Annotated in this window: 13 protein-coding genes; 11 read left to right on the forward strand and 2 right to left on the reverse strand. The window is 32.8% G+C overall.

The genetic code is table 11. From position 1 onward, the window contains the following. Window positions 1-58: 58 nt before the first annotated feature. The gene (gene tamL, locus ASC44_RS11470) at window positions 59-2,371 is read right to left on the reverse strand and encodes a translocation and assembly module lipoprotein TamL (RefSeq protein ID WP_083476282.1); all 2,313 of its coding nucleotides are present in this window, start codon (window positions 2,369-2,371) and stop codon (window positions 59-61) included. Next, window positions 2,371-7,461, reverse strand: a complete 5,091-nt coding sequence (locus tag ASC44_RS11475; RefSeq protein ID WP_055447732.1) for a translocation/assembly module TamB domain-containing protein — start codon at window positions 7,459-7,461, stop codon at window positions 2,371-2,373. The genes tamL and ASC44_RS11475 overlap by 1 nt, the downstream gene beginning before the upstream one ends. Window positions 7,462-7,973: 512 nt before the next feature. Here ASC44_RS11475 and ilvD point away from each other — a divergent pair. From ilvD to ASC44_RS11530, 11 genes are all read left to right on the forward strand, one after another. After that, window positions 7,974-9,653 carry a dihydroxy-acid dehydratase gene (ilvD, locus tag ASC44_RS11480; RefSeq protein WP_055447957.1) on the forward strand — a complete coding sequence of 560 codons (1,680 nt, stop codon included), beginning with the start codon at window positions 7,974-7,976 and terminating at the stop codon, window positions 9,651-9,653. Window positions 9,654-9,769: 116 nt separating this feature from the next. Then, window positions 9,770-11,503, forward strand: a complete 1,734-nt coding sequence (gene ilvB, locus ASC44_RS11485; RefSeq protein ID WP_055447733.1) for a biosynthetic-type acetolactate synthase large subunit — start codon at window positions 9,770-9,772, stop codon at window positions 11,501-11,503. Between the two features lie 2 nt (window positions 11,504-11,505). Then, window positions 11,506-12,033 (forward strand): acetolactate synthase small subunit, encoded by a 528-nt coding sequence (ilvN, locus tag ASC44_RS11490; protein WP_055447734.1) that lies wholly within the window; start codon window positions 11,506-11,508, stop codon window positions 12,031-12,033. A gap of 10 nt (window positions 12,034-12,043) precedes the next feature. Continuing rightward, the gene (gene ilvC / locus ASC44_RS11495) at window positions 12,044-13,522 is read left to right on the forward strand and encodes a ketol-acid reductoisomerase (protein WP_055447735.1); all 1,479 of its coding nucleotides are present in this window, start codon (window positions 12,044-12,046) and stop codon (window positions 13,520-13,522) included. A gap of 126 nt (window positions 13,523-13,648) precedes the next feature. Continuing rightward, the gene (ilvA, locus tag ASC44_RS11500; RefSeq protein ID WP_055447736.1) at window positions 13,649-14,917 is read left to right on the forward strand and encodes a threonine ammonia-lyase IlvA; all 1,269 of its coding nucleotides are present in this window, start codon (window positions 13,649-13,651) and stop codon (window positions 14,915-14,917) included. Between the two features lie 12 nt (window positions 14,918-14,929). Beyond that, window positions 14,930-16,507: an NADP-dependent glyceraldehyde-3-phosphate dehydrogenase gene (locus ASC44_RS11505; protein ID WP_055447737.1), complete on the forward strand. Its 1,578-nt coding sequence runs from the start codon at window positions 14,930-14,932 to the stop codon at window positions 16,505-16,507. 423 nt (window positions 16,508-16,930) lie between these two features. Next, a complete protein-coding gene (locus tag ASC44_RS11510) occupies window positions 16,931-17,557 on the forward strand; it encodes a GNAT family N-acetyltransferase (protein WP_055447738.1) in 627 nt (208 codons plus the stop codon). Between the two features lie 232 nt (window positions 17,558-17,789). Next, window positions 17,790-18,968 (forward strand): argininosuccinate synthase, encoded by a 1,179-nt coding sequence (locus tag ASC44_RS11515; RefSeq protein ID WP_055447739.1) that lies wholly within the window; start codon window positions 17,790-17,792, stop codon window positions 18,966-18,968. Window positions 18,969-19,085: 117 nt separating this feature from the next. After that, complete coding sequence (gene argC, locus ASC44_RS11520) at window positions 19,086-20,069, forward strand: N-acetyl-gamma-glutamyl-phosphate reductase (protein ID WP_055447740.1); 984 nt, start codon at window positions 19,086-19,088, stop codon at window positions 20,067-20,069. Between the two features lie 168 nt (window positions 20,070-20,237). Continuing rightward, a complete protein-coding gene (gene proC, locus ASC44_RS11525; protein WP_055447741.1) occupies window positions 20,238-21,038 on the forward strand; it encodes a pyrroline-5-carboxylate reductase in 801 nt (266 codons plus the stop codon). After that, on the forward strand, window positions 21,035-22,165 hold the full coding sequence (locus ASC44_RS11530) for an aspartate aminotransferase family protein (RefSeq protein ID WP_055447742.1): 1,131 nt from the start codon (window positions 21,035-21,037) through the stop codon (window positions 22,163-22,165). Before proC ends, ASC44_RS11530 begins: the two co-directional genes overlap by 4 nt. Window positions 22,166-22,235 lie beyond the last annotated feature (70 nt).

The raw sequence follows: 22,235 nt of genomic DNA on the forward strand, positions 1-22,235 counted from the left end.
ATTCAAAAATAAGAAGGTCAAAGAAAATCAAAGAGATTTATTTAAACTATTTCTGAAATTAGAAAGGGTAACCAATAGCAAAGTTTAAAATAGGTTCGTCTACTTTAAAATCGAAACGCTCACCTTCAGGTAAATCAGGATCATGAAAAGGTGCTGCCAAGTCGAAACGAATAACAAAACCTTGAACATCGACACGCAAACCAAGACCAGCTCCCATTCCTAATTCACTTAAAAAATTACTTGAGAATTTTCCACCTTCTAAAGTAGGATTCTCTTCAGAATTCCAAATATTTCCAGCATCTGCAAAAACAGCACCTTTAAAATACCCGAAAATAGGAAAGCGATATTCTATATTGGCTTCTAGCTTTATGTTTCCTGTTTGATCAAAAAAGGTACCGTCATCACTGCCTAATTCATTATAAGTACCTGGTCCAAGTGAACGAATTTTAAAAGCACGAACACTGTATGGTCCACCAGAATAGTATTGTTTTGTAAACGGAATGACATCTGAATTTCCATAAGCCAATCCATATCCAGCAAATAGGCGAGTTGCTATTTTTTGGTCTTTACCAAAATTATAATGATAGCGTAAATCTATATCTGCTTTGGCATATTGAGCATATTCTAAACCTAAAAATTGTTTAGGCTGTCCTGGTTCTCCTTCCTGTCCTAATAATCCAATTGAATTTCCTGCGATATCGAATGTTGCGTTAGCATAAAATTGATGTTTTTTATTAGTATCTATTAATTCGTTATACGTAAAAGAATAGGTGAGACCAGAAATAAACTGCTGGTCGAAACTGCGTTTTAAAAACGGATTATCGGTTAGTATTTGCTCAAATTCCTCGGTAGTATTGGAAAGTCTGGTGTAGTTAACAGAAATAGGATTAAGAGTATGTGTTACATAGCGATTGGCATCCCAAACATAACCAAAAGATGCATTTGCAGATAGTAAGGTGTATAATTGACTTCGGTTTAAGTAATCGAAGCCTAATGATGTTTTTGTTTTTGGAATAGAATATTTAAAATAATTACTGCTAATTTTAATAGGGAATAATACACGCGGAAAGATGACTTCTCCTTTTAGTCCCAATTCTAAACTACTCAATCCTGATTGGTTGCCACTAGCAATTTGGGTTTCGTATCCAACGTTTGTACTAATGTTTAGTGTTTCTCCGCCTTCAAATAAATTACGGTTACTATAGGTTAAAACTAGTGCTGGACCAGCAAAGTTGTTAGATTTGGTAACTGCTTGTAATTCTGCGCGAATAGCACGTTTATTTAATGGCGATAAGTAGATATTTGCATCTAGAATGCCAAAACCATCTGTTGCTACAGAATCGGTTTCTTTATATTGAATGTTTACAAATTTATAGGCACCAATGGTAGACAGACGTCTCGCTGTGTTTTTAGATGTCTCTGGATTATATAATTGTCCTTCTGCTAAAGTAATAAATGGGTCTAAACGATCTGTGCGAAAGAATTTTGGATCCTGAATATAGGATTTTTCATTAAAACGCTCACTATCATATATTTTAGAGTCTTTTGGTAATTCGTAATTTGGATAGATGTTTACTTTTCCTAAGCGATAAGGAATAATTGCTTTATCTGGAACATCTTTTTTTAGTTTCAAAAACAAATCAATACGCTTATTGTCATACTGGTTGCTATCGGCTTCAAAAATTAAAAATTCTGGATTAAAATTATAATATCCTTTTTTCTTTAAAATAACATCTAAGCGTTGACGCTCTAATTTCATACTTTCCAAATCGAAGCGAATACCTGTTTTAAAATTTGAATTGTCAACACTATTTTTAAGCTCTTCGTATAAAGGAGATGGTATTGAATCTACTTTATAGTTTTCAATCTTGTAAGATGTAGGCACAGTTACTGTATAGGTAATAGTGGCTTCTTTGTTGTCTTCGTCTTCAGTAAATTCTGAAGTTGCTCGACTGTAAAAGAAACCATTGTTTTCTAGTTTGTTAACCAAAACATCTTCTACCTCGTAAGGCTTAACATCGCTTTGGTATACAGGCTTTTCTCCAAACTGTTTATAAAGCCATTTATTAATAAAGCCAGGTTTTTCTTTTTGTACTTTGTAATAATAATGCAAGCCAGGACGCATGCCTAAAAACTTGGAATTAGGTTGTGGAGTTAATGTGGCTTCTAAAACAGGTTTTAAATCCTGCGGATTTTTAACCAAACTATCTGCTTTAATTTTTACTTCTGCACCTGTAAATAGAAACTCGCCTTCTGGAATGAATTTTTTTACGGCACAAGATTGTATTAAAAAAAGAACAACCAAAAGTACTGAAATACTTTTGAAGTCCTTCAAATTTAAAACCGTTTTATATACTGAAATTTTAATCACTAGTTTTCTTTTATTTCTTCTTGTTTAGGATCAATCTCTTCCTCGTCTTTAAGTTTTTGTTCCTTTTTTAAACGTTCTTTTTCTAACTTTTCATCTTTAGTTTCATTGTACAATATGGCGTCCCAAAGTTCATTAAATTTATTGAATTCTTGAGTAAAGATAAGGCCGATTCCACTAACAATGGTTTGTCCGTCTATTACGTTTTCAAATTCATTCCTTCGGAAACCTTTAAGCTTGTACCTCCCGTTTTTTGTCAATAAATATTCTAAACTCACATTGCCAATTAGTGGCGAAGATTCACCTGTAGAACTACTACCTTGTATGTCTACTTCGCTACCAACTCTAACCACTAAACGATCGTCGAATAGGCGTTTTTGTGCTGCTACATTTAATTGTGTTCTGTCTTGCGGTGCAGTACCTTGGTAGTCTGTGTAACTGTCTAGTCCAAAGTCAAGTTCGAATCCAGAATTACCCAATAGTTTGTTAGAAAACACGTTTAATTGATCTGATACGGCATCGTTTAAATTATCTCTAGCAACCGTTGCAAAACCACCAGAACTACCATCGCTACCAGATTCTGGATAAAAGCGGTTTAAAACTAGTAACGAGAATACTTGCCTATTTAATTCACCTTCTTGTTGGTTTACTTGTTGTACACGACTATAAACTTGTCCGCCAATGGCACCTTGGTCATTTTCTGGCATGTCTAATTTAAATGAAATTTTGGGAGACAGTAATTCGCCATCAATATTTAGGTAGACATAAAAAGGGAGGACTTGTCTGTATTTGCTTTTTGTAGACTCATCTGCGCCAGAAAGTTGTGAGGCCATTAAAGAGGAGGCAGATGCTTTTATATCGTAAATAGCGCGAACATCTAATGTTGCATCAAATGGATCGCCAGACCAACTAACTTTACTACCACGTGCTAACTCAAATTTTCGGTTTACTATATTGTAGAGGTTCATTTCATACAATCCAGCATCAACATTATAGGTGCCCACAAGATTCATTCGTCCATTTGGTTTCATGGTAAAATCGAAATCACCACGACCAGAAACCTTAAAATAATCGCCAGTATCTTCGTCTATAATTATGGTAACAGTTGCTTTCTTACCAACTTTTAAAAAGGTCTTAATATCGAAACCTTTTATGGTTGCAGTTTGCTCTTCGGTTTGGGTTAAAATGGCATCGGGATTTTCACGGTTAACGAACACTACAACGCCATCACGTTTTTCGACATTTACAGTTGCTGAAGGCATAACGTAAGTAACATCTGTATTCGAGCCAACCGTTACATTTGCATTTAGTTTTGGAATTTGTAAATCTCCGGTTAGTTTACCGTCCGCATCAAAACTTGCGGTACCGTAAAGGAAATCGTTATCGTCTTTTGAGGCATTTATAAACTGAAAATCTTTTGCTTTTAAATCTAAATTAAAAGTAGGATTGATAAATTTTTCTGTGCCAATATCTCCCGAAATAACTAAACTATTGTTGTCTTTGTCTTTTATGGTGAAATTAGATAATTTGAAACCTTCATTGTTAACAGAAAGCGCTTCGTTTTCTAAGGTGAAAGCAGCATTAAACATCGCGACATTAAAAGCTGCATTATTAAAGTTTAGATTCCCTTCGTATTTAGGTTCTGCAGAAGTTCCGTTTAACGTGAATTTTCCAGAGAAATTACCATTGGAGTCTTTTAAATAACCTTGAGAGAATTTTTCAAGAGCCATCATTTTAAATTCGTTAATATCTAAGCGAAAATCTAGATTAGCACCATTTTTATTAGCATCATAATCACCAATTAAATCGAAATCTATATCACCTCCTTTAAGCGTGGAGTTAAAAGCGTAACTGTTACCGCCAAGAGATCTTCCTGTAATTGCTAGTTTTCCTAAATTAGCTTTTAAGACTTCTAATTGGCTCACTTCAACATCTGCTAAAATACCAGTGTCTTTAAATGGATCTTCTAAAATAAAGTCGCCGTTTATTATTCCGGATGCTAAGGTTTTTTCAGTGTTAAAATAACTTAAAAAATCACCTAGATTAAAGCTTTTAAAATCTAACGCAACGTGTTCTTTAGTGATATTTCGTAAATTATCTGTAAGCGCTACAGATTGATTATTGTTACTAATCACGAAGTCTTTAAATTCTAAATGATCTTGCGTATAGATGACTTCGTTAGTAGTAGGAATCATCCAAGGTTCTTGATTAAAAGTTAGGTCTTCTGGTAGTACATGAAACTTTAGTTCATCTCTATCTCCAGTAATTCGGGAGACTACATTTATTAATTTTTCGGCCGCGTTGTATGCTGTCATTGTCAACAACATTTCGTTGTTTTTCTGGTCTCCAGAAATCCTTGTGCGTTGTATGTCTATTGGGCCTGCTTTAAAGGCTTTAAAACCAAAATCGAAATTTAAATCGGTTTTGTTAGTGTTCATTTTAAAGGCTAAGCTATCTAATTCATAACCACTATAATTAATGTGTGGTGCAGTAATATCTGCTGTTAACTTACGTTCTGCTTGCTTAAAATCGACATCTATAGAAATGGTGTCTAGATCTTTTACATTAACCAAGAGTACATCATTTAATAACGGAGATTGAGCAATGTGGCCTTTTAGTTGCAGATTTACATGTTTTACAATGGTATCAATGGTTTCAGTATTTCGATAAAAATAACTATTTATATGCTTTTGTAAGGCACTTGCAAAAGTTTGCGGCTGTGTATTAGATTGTAAATCTAGATCCACCAATTTGTTTTGAAACTTTATCGAAGTTGTATCTTTTCTTACAAAACCAGAAGCATCAATACTACCTAATAAATAGGTTTTGTTATCGTAAATAACGACACCATCTTCGATGTTAGCATCAAATTTATATTTTTCGGTATTACCTTTAAAATTAGCTTTTAATTTTAGTCCAGTTCTAATGTCTCTTGTTATAATTCCTAAGCCTTGTAGGTTTGCACCAATTATGTCTAAATTAATTTTTGCTTCTGGCGCAATAGAATCCAAAACTACTAACGCATCTAAATCTAAATTAAGATTTTCATCTTTGTACTTGGATAGTATTTTTCCTTTTCCGTCCTTAATGTTTCCGTTTAATTTAAGATCTTTAATTGCATATTTGTTATAATCAAAGCTTGAAATTATAGCTTCAATATTAGCATCTAAAGTGTTTATGGTTTTTCCTTTTCCGTTGGTGTCTATAGTTAAGGTTAGGTTTCCTAAGGTTTCATTTTGAAGTAACTCGCTTAAGTTGTAATCTTCAATTTTAACTTTGGCGTCAAAAGTAATTGTATCTGTATTTTTAAACGTCCCATCCACAGTTGCGATACCTTGCGATGTTGTAATTTTAGATTGAGTTGTAATATTGTCTAATTTGCCTTTTATGTTTCCTGTAATTTGAATATTCTGTGGCAGCGATACACCTAATTCTTTTTCATTTAGAAACTGAGTTAGATCTGATTTAATAGTTTTAGCAGAGAAATCAGGAATATTTAACTGCAATTTATCGGGATTAGTAGCGTTTAAAATGTTTCCGTTTGCCGAAATTCTTGTACTATTTCCCCAATTAATAAAAGCATTTTGTAAATTAATATTGGCTAAATATCCATTTGCAGCAATAGTTCCTTTGATAGGTCTTTTGCTGAGAATTTTTAGATATTCGTTAGTTTTTAGCTCTGGCTGAAATTTAAAAACCTCCTTTAAGTCTACATTGAAATTTGGCAGATTTAAATTTATTTTTGAGTGCTCTGGTTTTTCTATTAGTGATACGAGTGAATTGTAATCCAGATTTATGTTTCCGCTTAAAGCATTATTATTAAGCTTGAAATTTAAATTATCAATATTTAGTTTTTTATCAGTAATACTGAAATTGAGAGCTAAGTTTTTTAGGTTGAAACCAGAAACCTCATTGAAGTTGAAGGTGTCAATATTCAATCCGCCTTTTTTATCTTCTAAGAATATTGAATGTCCTTTTAAGTTAAGGTTGTTAAAAACCAAAGCGTTAGGATTAAACTTATTTTTATTCGCTTTTGCATTGCCAAGAAAATAACTTATGTTGTTGTTTTCTAGATTAATTTCGTCTAGAGATACACGTAGATCTGGCCATTCAAAGACCTTAATGTCTTGCTTAATGTCGTCTGCAATTTCCTTAGTTTTGTTAGTTATGGCATTGTCTTCCGTTTCGGTGTATATTGTAATGACTGAGTTTTTTAAGTCTAAGGTGTTTATTTCAATAGTATTATCTATTAGATTCGCTACTGGAATTTCCGTATATAAATTAGCGATTTCTATGTTTGCCGCAATTCTATCGGCTTGCGATTTGTAATTAGCAAAGACGTTTGTTAATTTTAATTTTTCAGCAGATAACTTTGGTAGCGCTGTAGATTCCGCGTTAGGATCGACAGGCACATATGTTTGGGAAAATTTAATTCTAGCGTTAGATAATTCAATTTCAGAAGCATTAAAATTCATAGCTTCTATGTCAACTTGTTTCATGTCTAATTGAAGAGCACCTATATCAAATCTACTATCTATTCCTGTAATTGCATCATTATAAATAATGTCAAAATCTTTAAAGTTAAGATCGCCTAAAACAATATTTAAAGGTTGAGTAGATGTGGTGTCTACAGTAGTATTTTGTTCGGAAACAAAAGCATCAATTAAAAACTGAAAGTTAAAGCCACTAATAGAGTCTTTTCTAATAATATTAGCGCGTAAACCGTCCCAGTCTAAAGCATCTACACCAAGACTTTTGCCTTGAATCATAGACCATAAAGGCACATTTGCTTCTAGAGATTTAGAATAGACCAATGTATCTCCAGATTTGTCTTCAAGATATAGTCCATCAAGTTTAATGTCGCCATCGAAAGTTATAAACAGCTTTTCGATTTCAACTATAGTATTCGTTTTATCAGAGACGTAAGCAGTTGCTTTATTAACTATAAAATCTTGACCAAAAGGACTTCGGATAAAAAGGATAATCAAAAATAATAACACAAAAATGGTCAAAAGCGTTTTTCCAATAATTTTTAGAATACGATACTTTTTATTGGTCTTAGTTGCTTTGTTATCAGTTGTTGAGGCTTTCAATTTTTAGTTTTAATTAATTTACAAATTTATAGTATAATAATTATAGATACGTGCTCTATAAATATATTAAATGTAAAGTTTTGTTAAATATCGAGGCTCTTTTGTGTGGGATTGAATTCTGATGTCTTAAATGAAAATTGAAAACGTTTTTTAAGAATTTAATTGTACCAAAGATAACGCTTCGGTTGTTTTTTGAGGATGTGTGCCTGTTTAGTAGTAATCGATCAAATAAATATATCTTCGTGCTAGACGGTAAAAGTTAGATATTAGCGACCAAAAAGAGTGAGTTTTTATTCTTTTTCAAAAGAGATGTTTTCTTTCAATATAAAACTGGAAGAATATTAGTTAATTGTCAAAAAAATAGCAGGATTGAACATCATACATTTTTGTATCTAAACATCTAATTTTCAGTAATTTAGATAGTTGTGTGTGATTTTGAGTTTAGCTTGATTTCAATTACCGTTAAAGTGATAGAAAAACAAACAAGTACTTTAGATTTAGCAAATAAAATTATGAGTCAATTAAATAAACATAGTAGTAGATTAACGCAAGACGAATCTCAACCAGCATCACAAGCAATGCTATATGCAGTAGGTCTTACAGATGAAGACATGCAGAAAGCGCAAATTGGTATTGCAAGTACGGGTTACGATGGTAATCCTTGTAATATGCATTTAAATGGATTAGCAGGAGAGGTGAAAATAGAATGTAAAATTGCAGGCTTAGTTGGTTTGGGATTTAATACTATTGGTGTTTCAGACGGTATTTCTATGGGTACTTCAGGTATGAATTATTCATTAGCATCAAGAGATATTATAGCAGATTCTATTGAAACTGTAATGAATGCACAAAGTTACGATGGATTAATATCTGTAGTTGGTTGTGATAAAAATATGCCAGGAGCAGTAATTGCTATGTTGCGTTTAAATCGTCCATCAATTATGATGTATGGTGGTACCATTGCTTCTGGGAATTATAAAGGTAGAAAACTAAACATAGTATCAGCATTTGAAGCTTTAGGACAAAAAGTAGCTGGTGAAATTGAGGAAGAAGAATATAGAGAAATTATAAAAAGAGCCATTCCAGGAGCTGGAGCTTGTGGTGGTATGTATACCGCAAATACTATGGCTTCTGCTATTGAATGTATGGGTTTTGCTTTGCCTTATAATTCTTCTATTCCTGCAGAAAATCCTAATAAACTTTCAGAATCAGAAAGAACTGCAATAGCAATTAAAAACTTATTAGAATTAGATTTAAAACCTTTAGATATTATTTCTAAAAAATCTTTAGAAAACGCAATTGCTATTGTAAATGCATTAGGTGGTTCTACCAATGCAGTATTGCACTTTTTAGCTATTGCACATGCAGCAGATATCGAGTTTACTTTAGAAGATTTTCAAAAAGTTAGTGATAGAACACCTTTAATAGCAGATTTAAAACCTTCGGGAAAATACTTGATGGAAGATGTTCATAGTGTTGGAGGTACTCCAGCAATCATGAAATATTTATTAGATAATGGCTATTTACATGGTGATTGTTTAACTGTTACGGGAAAAACATTAGCAGAGAATTTGGCAGATGTTGAAGCTATGGAGTTTGAAGATCAAGATGTTATTTATCCAAAAGATAAGGCATTAAAATCGTCAGGAAATATTCAAATTATATACGGAAACCTTGCAGAGGAAGGTGCTGTAGCAAAAATTTCTGGAAATGAAGGATTGCTTTTTGAAGGAAAAGCAGTGGTTTATGACGGAGAGCAAGCAGCAAATACAGGTATCTCTAACGGAGAAGTAGAGCGTGGTGATGTTGTTGTTATTAGATATGTAGGTCCGAAAGGAGGTCCAGGAATGCCAGAAATGTTAAAGCCAACCTCTTTAATTATGGGAGCCGGTTTAGGTAAATCTGTAGCTTTAATTACCGATGGTCGCTTTTCGGGAGGAACTCACGGATTTGTTGTAGGGCACATTACGCCAGAAGCACAATCTGGAGGAGCTATAGGAGTATTAGAAACTGGTGATATAATTAGAATTAGTGCAGAAGACAACTCGATAAACGTTTTAATTTCTGAAGAAGAATTAGCAGAAAGAAAAGCAAAATGGGTTGCACCGCCATTAAAACATAATAAAGGAATTTTATATAAATACGCAAAAATGGTAGCGTCTGCGTCTAAAGGATGTATTACCGACGAATAAATATCTCTTTACAGAGAAATTAAAGTAAATGTAAGCCTGAGTAATCCTGTGCTGAGCACAGTCTAAGTATAGAAGGATCTCAATTAAAGAAATATAATAATCCTAACAAGATTAATATGGATACAAAAACAATAAAAAAAGAACCTAAAAACACTCAGAAAACAGAACGTATTTCTGGTAGTGAAGCCGTAATTAGATGCTTATTAGCGGAAGGTGTCGATATTCTTTATGGATATCCAGGAGGTGCAATAATGCCAGTTTACGACGAGCTTTATAAGTATCAAGATAAAATTCATCACGTTTTAACACGTCATGAACAAGGTGCTACACATTCTGCACAAGGTTACGCAAGAATTTCTGGAAAAGTTGGTGTTGCAATTGCAACCTCTGGACCAGGAGCAACTAACTTAATTACAGGAATTGCAGATGCACAAATAGATTCTACGCCAATGGTGTGTATTACAGGTCAAGTGGCTTCTCATTTATTAGGTAGTGATGCCTTTCAGGAAACTGATATTGTTGGCATTTCAACTCCAGTAACAAAATGGAATTGTCAGGTTACTAAAGCTTCTCAGATTCCAGAAATGATGGCTAAAGCATTTTATATAGCTAGAAGTGGGCGTCCAGGACCTGTTTTAATTGATATTACTAAAGATGCTCAGTTTGAAGAATTCGATTTTAAATATGAAAAATGTAAAGGCGTAAGGAGTTATATTCCTATTCCAAAACTAAATCATAGTTCAGTTGAAGCTGCAGCAAAACTAATTAATGCTGCTAAGAAACCAATGATAGTTTGGGGACAAGGTGTTATTTTAGGTGAAGCAGAAGCTGAATTTAAGGCAGTGGTAGAAAAAGCAGGAATTCCTTCTGCTTGGACCATTTTAGGTGCTTCAGCAATACCAACAGCTCACCCTTTAAATATTGGTATGGTTGGCATGCATGGTAATTATGCTCCAAATGTATTAACTAATGAATGCGATGTTTTAATTGCTATTGGTATGCGATTTGACGATCGTGTTACAGGAAATCTAGCAACTTATGCAAAGCAGGCAAAAGTGATTCATTTTGATATTGATCCAGCAGAAATAGATAAAAATGTAAAAACAGATGTGGCTGTTATAGGAGATTCTAAAGAAAGTTTAACTGCACTATTACCGCTTTTAGATGAGAATACGCATACGGAATGGCATCAGAAATTTAAAGATTTATATGCTATTGAATATGAAAAAGTGATTAAAAATGATTTGCATCCTACAAAAGAAGGATTGACAATGGCTGAGGTTTTAAACGAAATTAATATTCAAACAAAAGGTGATGCAGCAATTGTAACAGATGTTGGTCAGCACCAAATGATAGCGTGTCGATATGCTAAATTTAATAAAACCCGAAGTAATATTACATCTGGTGGATTAGGGACAATGGGCTTTGGTTTGCCTGCTGCGATTGGAGCAAAAATGGCAGCTCCAGAGCGTGAGGTTATTTCAATTTCAGGAGATGGTGGTTATCAAATGACTATTCAAGAATTAGGTACTATTTTTCAGCAAAAAGTACCAGTTAAAATCGTGGTTTTAAATAATGAGTTTTTAGGTATGGTGCGTCAATGGCAAGAGATGTTTTTCGACAGACGTTACGCATCTACCGAAATGACAAATCCAGACTTTGTAGCTATTGCAAAAGGTTATTTTATAGATGCTCAAAAAGTAACAAAACGTGAAGAGTTAAAGGACGCGGTAGAAAAAATGATAAACACAGATGGTCCTTATTTTTTAGAGGTTTGTGTAGAAAAAGAAGGTAAGGTGTTCCCAATGATACCAACAGGAGCGAGTGTTTCAGATATAAGATTAGAATAGTTATGAGCGAAAATAAATTATTTACAGTTTCTATTTATACCGAAAATAATATAGGATTATTAAATAGAATTTCAGCTATATTTCAAAGAAGGCATATCAATATTGAAAGTATAAATTCATCTATTTCAGAAATTGAAAATGTTACCAAATGGATAATGGTAGTTGAGCTTCCTGAGGATCAAATGAAAAAAATAATTGGTCAAATTGAAAAGCAAATAGAAGTTATTAAAGCATTTTATCACACTGAAGATGAGACAATTTATCAGGAGTCATGCATTTTTAAAATGAAATCGGATTTGTTGTTTGATGAACGTCAAATTCAAAATATAATTAAGGAGAGTAATTCTAGAATTGTGACAGTTAACAAAGAGTTTTTTGTTATTGAAAAATCTGGAAGAAAAGAAGAAATAGATTTATTACATAAAGAATTAATTGTTTTTGGGATTATGCAATTTACCAGATCCGGACGAATTGCAGTAACTAAAGAGCCAATGGAAATATCAAAAATGCTATCAGCATTCAATCAATAAAAATAACACAATGTCAAATTATTTCAACACATTACCATTAAGATTACAATTAGAACAATTAGGAAAATGTCGTTTCATGGATGCTTCAGAGTTTGAAGATGGTGTGAGCGCATTAAAAGGAAAGAAAATCGTAATCGTAGGTTGTGGTGCTCAAGGTTTAAATCAAGGATTAAACATGAGAGATTCTGGTTTAGACATTTCTTATGCGTTACGTCAAGCAGCAATCGACCAAAAAAGAGATTCTTTTAATAATGCAACGTCAAATAACTTTACAGTTGGTACTTACGATGCGTTAATACCTTCTGCAGATTTGGTTTTAAATTTAACGCCAGATAAGCAACATACAGCTGTAGTTAATGCTATTGTGCCATTAATGAAAAAAGGAGCGACCTTAAGTTATTCTCATGGTTTTAATATTGTTGAAGAAGGAACGCAAGTTCGTGAAGATTTAACGGTAATTATGGTAGCGCCTAAGTGTCCAGGTAGTGAAGTTCGTGAAGAATACAAACGTGGATTTGGTGTGCCAACATTAATTGCTGTGCATCCAGAAAATGATCCAGAAGGAAAAGGTTGGGCGCAAGCTAAAGCCTATGCCGTAGCAACTGGAGGTGACAAAGCAGGTGTTTTAGAATCTTCTTTTATTGCTGAGGTAAAAAGTGATTTAATGGGAGAGCAAACTATTTTATGTGGTTTGTTACAAACAGGAGCAATTTTATCTTACGATAAAATGGTTGAAGAAGGTATTGAGCCGGGTTATGCTGCAAAATTAATTCAATATGGTTGGGAAACAACTACTGAAGCTTTAAAGCATGGTGGTATTACAAATATGATGGATCGTTTATCGAATCCAGCAAAAATAAAAGCATACCAATTATCTGAAGAATTAAAAGATATCATGCGTCCACTTTTCGAAAAGCATATGGATGATATTATCTCTGGTCATTTTTCTAAAACAATGATGGAAGATTGGGCAAATGATGATGTTAACTTATTAAAATGGAGAGCTGCAACAGGAGAAACTGCATTTGAAAAAACAGAGTTAACTACAGAGGCTATTTCTGAACAAGACTATTTCGATCATGGTGTGTTATTAGTTGCTTTTGTAAAGTCAGGTGTAGAATTAGCTTTTGAATCTATGATTAGTGCAGGTATCGTTGAAGATTCAGCTTACTATGAATCTTTACATGAATTACCATTAATAGCAAATACAATTGCAAGAAAGAAATTGTTTGAAATGAATAGAGTTATTTCGGATACAGCAGAATATGGTTGTTATTTATTCGATCATGCTTGTAAGCCATTATTAACAGATTTCATGAAAACTGTAAAAACAGATATTATTGGTAAATCGTTTTCTGCATCAAATGCAGTAGATAATATTGAATTAATTGCTGTTAACGATGCGATTAGAAATCATCCAATCGAAGCTGTTGGTCAACGTTTAAGAGCTGCAATGACAGCGATGAAGACAGTAAAAACAGACGCTTAAATTAAGGTTTTGTTTTAAGAAAAATATAAACTATCCTGCAAGGTTTAAAACTGAATCTGTTTTAGTTTTAAAAACCTTGCAAGTGTTTTTAATAAGAAAAATATTCTCATTTTATGGGAAGCTAATATGAAAGAAACCACGACAATATATAGACCAACAATAGAAGCTATCGAAGCTGCTGCAGAAAGATTAAAAGGTATTGCAACTGTAACGCCTTTAGTTAAAAACGCACGTTATTCTAAAACATTTGGCGCTAATATTTTCTTTAAAAGAGAAGATTTACAAGAAGTTCGTTCTTATAAAATTCGTGGATCTTATAATAAAATTTCTACATTAACGGAGTCTCAAATAGAAAATGAGATTGTTTGTGCGAGTGCAGGTAATCATGCACAAGGTGTTGCTATTTCATGTAAATTATTAAAAATTAAAGGCACGATTTTTATGCCTTCACCAACGCCTAGTCAGAAAATAGAACAGGTAAAAATGTTTGGCGAGGACTATGTAGAAGTTGTTTTAGTTGGTGATACATTCGATGATGCTTACCATGAGGCAATGAAACAGTGCGAAGCATTAAATAAAACGTTCATTCATCCATTTAACGATGAGAAGGTAATAGAAGGTCAGGCAACTGTTGGTTTAGAAATTATAGATCAGGCCATAGAATTACCTATTCACTATGTTTTTGTGCCAGTTGGAGGAGGAGGTCTTGCTTCAGGATTGTCTTCAGTTTTTAAAATTTTATCACCTCAAACAAAAATAATTAGTGTAGAACCAAAAGGAGCAGCTGCTATGCTAACTTCTATACGTAATAATAAAAATACAGCGTTAGAAACCATAGATAGTTTTGTTGATGGCGCAGCAGTTAAACGTGTTGGAGATTTAAATTTTGCAATTTGTAAAGAAACGTTACATCGCGTAGTTACTGTAGACGAAGGTAAGATTTGCCAGACTATTTTAGAGTTATATAATAGAGAAGCTATTGTTGTAGAACCAGCAGGAGCATTAAGTATTTCTGCTTTAGAGCAATTTTCAGAAGAAATTAAAGGTAAAAATGTGGTTTGCGTTATTAGTGGTAGTAATAATGATATTACACGTACTGCGGAAATTAAAGAGCGTGCCTTGTTATATGCAAATTTAAAACATTACTTCATTGTTAAATTTCCACAAAGAACAGGAGCTTTAAGAGAATTTGTGGTCGATATTTTAGGACCTACAGATGATATTACCCATTTTGAATACACAAAAAAGGCAAATCGTGAAAATGATGTTGCCGTCGTTGGTTTAGAATTAAAATCACCTGATGATTTAGAGCCTTTAATCACGAAAATGAAGCTTCATAATTTTTATGGAGATTACTTAAACGATAAACCCGATTTATTTCAATTCTTAGTTTAAAAAAAATATATTATGAATATTCCTGAACAGTATCAAATCAAAAACATATTAAACCAACAAACGTATTTAGTTGGAGGAGAATTGAAATCTTGGGAAGGAGAAACTTCTAAAGTGTATTCTACAATTTCTTCAACAACAGATTATAAGCCTACACTTCTTGGTAGTATTCCAACTTTAGGAGAAAAAGAAGCTTTAGAAGCACTTGATGCTGCTTGCGTAGCATATAATAAAGGACAAGGTGTATGGCCAACTATGAAAGTGGTAGATCGTATTACTTGTATGGAAAAGTTTGTAGAGCAAATGAAGACCAAGCGAGAGGAAATAGTAAAACTCTTGATGTGGGAAATTGGTAAAAATTTGCCAGATTCTCAAAAAGAATTTGATAGAACAGTTGAGTATATTTATGATACTATCGAAGATTATAAACAAATGGATCGCGACAGTGCTAAATTTGAAAAGAATGCAGGCGTAAATGCACATATTCGTCGTGGACCTTTAGGTGTTGTTCTCTGTTTAGGACCTTACAATTATCCTTTAAATGAAACTTTTGCACTGCTTATTCCTGCTTTAATTATGGGTAATACAGCCGTTTTTAAACCAGCAAAACATGGTGTTTTGTTAATCTCACCTTTGTTAGAAGCTTTTAGAAGTAGTTTTCCAAAAGGAGTTGTGAACATTATCTACGGAAGAGGACGAACAGTTGCGGCTCCAATTATGCAATCTGGTAAAGTAGATGTTTTAGCTTTAATTGGTAATAGTAAGTCTGCAAATGCATTACAAAGTCAGCATCCTAAAAGTAATAGATTGCGTTCTGTTTTAGGTTTAGAAGCTAAAAATCCAGCAATAGTATTAAAAGACGCAGATTTAGATTTAGCAATAGACGAGTGTATTGCAGGTTCTACTTCTTTTAATGGACAACGTTGTACAGCGCTAAAAGTGCTATATGTTCATCAAGATATTATAGAAGAATTTAATAAGCGTTTTTCTGCAAAAGTAGATGCGCTTAAATTTGGGAATCCATGGGAAGATGGTGCTAAATTAACGCCATTGCCAGAGCCAGATAAACCAGCTTATATTCAAGAATTAATTGACGATGCTACTGCAAAAGGAGCACGTGTTATTAATGCAAAAGGAGGAGAGACGACTGAGAACTATATTTTTCCGGCAGTATTATATCCTGTTTCTAAAGATATGCGAGTATTTCAAGAAGAGCAATTTGGGCCCGTTATCCCAATTGTCCCTTTTAATGATATTGAAGAGCCTTTAGATGATATGGCTGCTTCAAATTACGGACAACAAGTAAGTTTATTTGGGCAAGATGTTAAAACTCTAGCGCCATTAATAGATACTTTGGTAAACTTAGTGTGTCGTGTAAACTTAAATAGTTCTTGCCAACGTGGACCAGATGTATATCCTTTTACAGGTCGTAAAGATTCTGCTGTTGCAACATTAAGTGTGCATGATGCCTTACGTTCTTTTTCAATTAGAACTTTTGTAGCCTCTAAAGACAATGATTATAATAATGCCATTTTAAAGGAATTATTAGAGTCTAGAGCTTCTAATTTTGTGAGTACTGATTATATTTTATAATTTAAACACCTTATAGATGAGATATTTACAATTATAAAGTTGATTATTTGCAAATTCATAATTCTCGTTTAAAAATGAGAATTATATGTTATTAGTTTAATTTTAATATGTAGTTTAGTACTATGTTAATTCAGAAAAATAAAATAGAAAGACCCATGAGTTTGCCAACGCGCAGACGACGTCGCTAATGCTAACACTTTAAGTTAATTAGTTAATCTATTTTTATTTTTTTTACATTGAACAATCCAAAACAAATATCTCCCTTTTTAAACACAGTTATTGAAATCAATAACCGACCAAGTGTACGCCGATTTTTTACACGTCGCCCTTAGGGTGTACTTATATCTATAGAACTAAGGTGAGTCCGGTTCTGCTTTCAAACAAAACAAATTCATTACATTTTTAAATTAAAAACCAATTACAATGGAAATTGTTATTGCTAATAAATCGCATAGTATTTACGCAGACATTATTTGCGAAACTATTGCTGATGCTGCTCAAGTTAGAGGAACTGGAATTGCTAAACGTAAGCCAGAATATGTCATTACCAAAATGGAGAATGGCAATGCTGTTATTGCTTTAGATGACGATAAGTTTGCTGGATTTTGTTATATAGAACAATGGAGTCACGGAAAGTTTGTAGCTAATTCGGGTTTAATTGTACATCCAGATTTTAGAAATTTAGGTTTAGCAAAAAAAATCAAAAAAAGAATATTCGAGCATTCTAGAACCAAGTTTCCAAATGCTAAAGTGTTTAGTATTACTACAGGTTTAGCGGTTATGAAAATGAATAGTGATTTAGGTTATAAACCGGTTACGTTTTCAGAATTAACTAAAGATCAAACTTTTTGGAATGGTTGTCAAACCTGTAAGAATTTCGATGTTTTAACGCGAACAGAACAAGCAATGTGTTTATGTACAGGAATGTTATATGATCCTTTAAAAAAGGTAGAAGCTAAGTCTGAAACGAAAGAGCATGATAAAAAAGTGTGGACAAGATTAAAAAACATCAAACAAACATTATTTCTTAAAAAAGAAAATAAAAAATGATGCGAGCATTCTAATGCGAACACATTTTGCAATTGAAAAAAAATAAAGGAGAAAAATGAACCGAGCATTCTAATGCGAACACATTTTACAATTGAAAAAAAATAAAGGAGAAAAATGAACCGAGCATTCTAATGCGAACACATTTTACAATTGAAAAAAAATAAAGGAGAAAAATGAACCGAGCATTCTAATGCGAACACATTTTACAATTGAAAAAAAATAAAGGAGAAAAATGAATAAAAAACTAGTTATAGCATATAGTGGAGGTTTAGATACTTCTTATTGCGCAGTAAGTTTATCAAAAGAATACGATGTACACGCAGTAAGTGTAAATACAGGAGGTTTTACAACAGAAGAAATTAAACATATAGAAAGTAATGCCTATAAAATGGGTGTTTCTACTTATAAAAATATAGATGCTATCGCTACTTTTTATAATAAAGTAGTAAAGTATTTAATATTTGGGAACGTATTAAAAAATAGTACGTATCCATTGTCTGTAAGTGCAGAGCGTATTATTCAAGCTATAGAAATTATTGAATACGCCAAAAGTATTGATGCAGAATATATAGCACATGGCAGTACAGGTGCAGGAAATGATCAAGTGCGTTTTGATATGATTTTTCAAACGTTGGCTCCAGGGATTAAAATTATCACGCCAATTAGAGATGGAAAGTTAACAAGAGAACAAGAAATAGAATATTTAAAATCTGAAGGTGTAGATATGCCTTGGGAAAAATCTAAATACTCTGTAAACAAAGGACTTTGGGGAACTAGTGTTGGTGGTGTAGAAACTTTAAAATCTGAAAAACCTTTACCTAGCGAAGCCTATCCTTCTCAATTAGAAAAAGAAGGAGAAGAAAAAGTAACATTAACTTTTAAAAACGGAGAGTTTGTTGCTTTTAATGGAGAAGAAAACACACCAGAAGTAAATATTGAAAACTTAAATAATATAGCTTCAGCATATGCCATTGGTAGAGATATACATGTTGGAGATACTATTGTAGGTACAAAAGGAAGAGTTGGTTTTGAAGCTGCTGCTGCTTTAATTACAGTAAAAGCACATCATTTATTAGAAAAGCATACGCTTACAAAATGGCAATTACAGCACAAAGAGTATTTGTCTAGTTTTTACGGTATGCATTTACACGAAGGTCAGTATTTAGATCCTGTAATGAGAGATACAGAAGCTTTCTTACAAAGTTCTCAAAAAATGGTTTCGGGTAATGTTGTGGTTACTTTAAAACCGTATCACTTTTCTCTAGATGGTATTGTGTCTGATCACGATTTAATGTCTAGCGTATTTAGTACTTATGGTGAAGAAAATAAAGCTTGGACAGCAGATGATGCTAAAGGTTTTATTAAAATTATAGGAAATCAAAATAAAATATACAGACAAGTAAATAATTAAAATAGACCTAGCAGGCCTAAAAAATCACTTTATCCTGCAAGGTTTCAAAAACCTTATAGGTTTAAAACTTAAAGTTAGGTTTAATTAATAAGATTCCCACTTGCGTGGGAAATAGATATGAAAAATTTAGAAATAGGAATCATTGGAGGAGCAGGTTATACTGCAGGAGAGCTAATTAGGTTATTGCTTAATCATAATAAAGTGAATCTTAATTTTGTGTACAGTACTTCTAATGCTGGAAATAAAGTGTATAAAGTACATCAAGATTTAGTAGGTTCTACAGAGTTGTTATTCTCAAGTGAGATAAATAAAGAAGTAGATGTGTTATTTTTATGCTTAGGTCATGGAAATTCTAAAGCTTTTTTAGAAAAGAATACGTTTTCTAAGGATACTAAAATTATTGATTTAAGTAATGATTTTAGATTACTTGCAGATAAAAATTTCGAAGGAAAAGAATTTGTTTATGGATTACCTGAATTAGATAAAGAAGCTATTAAAACAGCTAAATACATTGCAAATCCTGGTTGTTTTGCAACAGCATTACAATTAGCAATCTTGCCTTTAGCAGCAAATGGTTTATTAACTAATGATGTGCATATAAATGCAGTTACTGGTGCAACTGGAGCAGGAACATCATTGTCTGCAACAACACATTTTACTTGGAGAGATAATAACTTCTCGCATTACAAAGCATTTAATCATCAACATTTAGGAGAGATTAACCAAACTGTAAACCAGTTACAGACTAACTTTAATTCCGAAATTAATTTTATGCCAAATAGAGGTGATTTTTCTAGAGGAATTTTTGCTACTGCGTATACAAAATTTGAAGGCTCACTTGAGGAAGCAAATGCCCTTTATAAAGGATATTATAAAGATGCTGTATTTACTAGTGTTTCTGATGAAAGCATATTTTTAAAACAAGTAGTAAATACTAACAAATGTATTATTAGTCTTGAAAAACATGGAGACAAATTACTAATTACAAGTACAATAGATAATCTATTAAAAGGTGCTTCTGGAGCAGCAGTTCAAAACATGAATTTAATGTATGGTTTTGAAGAGTCTGAAGGCTTAAAATTAAAAGCTAGTTATTTTTAGAAGTTAAGCTGTGCTGCGTTAGTGATTGCAGTGGCATCCTTTTTATTTGTCTCTTCGAGCGCAGTCGAGAAGTTGTCAAATAAAAAGATATAACGGAAATCGCGACCCTTGTGGTAACGCCAAAAAAAATAAATAATAAAAAAGATAACCGCTTTCGCGGTCACTACGATGAAAATAGCAATAATAGGAACAGGAAACTTAGGGAAGTCTATTGCAAAAGGTTTAATAAATAACAATGCGATTACAACCTTATACTTAACCAAAAGAAATTTAGAAGAGATTCAAGATTTTGAGGGTTATAAGAACGTGTATTTAACAACAGATAATATTGAAGCTGTAAAGCAATCAGACATTCTTATTTTTGCAGTTCAGCCAGAGCATTTTGAAACTATTTTAAATGATATAAAAGCGGAATTAACAGAAAAGCATGTGATAATTTCTACAGTAACTGGTTTTTTAATTCCTAAAATTGAAGCTATAGTTGGAATAGATAAATTTATTATTCGTGCGATGCCTAATACAGCAATTGCCGTTGGTAAATCGATGACGTGTTTATGTAGTAACGAACGAGGTAAAAAACGTGTTAAAATTGCTGAAGCTATTTTTAATCGCTTAGGACATTCTATAAATATTCCAGAAAACCAAATGCAAGCTGCAACAGTGGTTTGTGCAAGTGGTGTTGCTTTTTGGATGCGTTTAATTAGAGCAACAACACAAGCTGCTATTCAGTTAGGTTTTGATGCTAAAGAAGCACAAGAATTAGCAATGTATACTAGTGAAGGCGCTGCGAGCTTATTAATAGAAAACGGAAACCACCCAGAAGAAGAAATAGATCGTGTAACAACACCAAAAGGATGTACTATTGAAGGTTTAAACGAAATGGAACATAAAGGTTTGAGTTCGTCTTTAATTCAAGGTATGATTACATCTTTCAATAAAATTAACAGTATTAAAGAAGACCAAATATGAGTTTATTTAACGTATATCCATTATTCGATATCACACCTGTAAGAGCAGAAGATGTTTATGTTTATGATGAAAATAACACCAAGTTTTTAGATTTATATGGTGGTCATGCTGTAATTTCTATTGGTCATTCGCATCCTAAATATGTAAAAAATATTAGCGATCAAGTGGCTAAATTAGGGTTTTATAGTAATTCTATTCAGAATCCTTTACAAGTAGAATTAGCCACTAAACTTGGTGAATTATCAGGCTGTAAAGAGTATCAATTATTTTTATGTAACTCTGGAGCAGAAGCCAATGAAAACGCATTAAAACTAGCGTCTTTTCATAATGGAAAGAAAAAAGTTGTAGCTTTTAAAAATGGATTCCATGGTCGTACATCTGCAGCAGTAGCAGCTACAGATAATCCTAAAATAATTGCACCAATTAATGCGCAACAAGAAGTAGAAATCTTAGAATTAGGTGACTTAGAATCTTTAGAAAAAGCATTAGCTAAAAACGATGTTTGTGCTGTAATTATTGAGTGTATTCAAGGCGTTGGAGGATTAGATGAAAGTACAACAGCATTTTATAAAGGCATTGAAACGTTGTGTAAAAAATATAATACTTGTTTTATTGCAGATGAAGTACAATCTGGTTTTGGTAGAACTGGAGATTTTTTCGCTTTTCAAAAACATAATGTCACTCCAGATATTATTCCTATTGCAAAAGGCATGGGAAATGGATTTCCAATTGGAGGTATTTTAATTCATCCAGAGATTAAAGCTTCTTTTGGTTTATTAGGTACAACCTTTGGAGGAAACCATTTAGCATGTGTAGCATCTTCAACTGTTTTAGAAGTTATAGAAGAGCAGGATTTAATGCAAAATGCAAAAGCCATTTCTGAATATTTTATTGCTAAAGCAAATGAAATTTCAGCAATAAAAAATATAAAAGGACGTGGTTTAATGTTAGGCTTGGAATTCGATTTCCCAATTGCAGACCTTCGTAAAGCGTTAATTTTTACACATAAAATATTTACAGGAAGTGCTAAGAATCCTAAGTTGTTAAGAATTCTTCCGCCTTTAACTATTAAAAAAGAACATGTCGATTTGTTTTTTGAAGCTTTAAAACAAGAGATAAAATTATAAAAACCTCTCGACTGCGCTCGAGGAGACAAATGTTTGTCTGGTCCAGCGTAGTCGAGACCTATTTATTTAT

Source organism: Lacinutrix mariniflava (genome assembly GCF_001418015.1).
In the GTDB taxonomy this organism is placed as follows: Bacteria; Bacteroidota; Bacteroidia; order Flavobacteriales; family Flavobacteriaceae; genus Lacinutrix; species Lacinutrix mariniflava.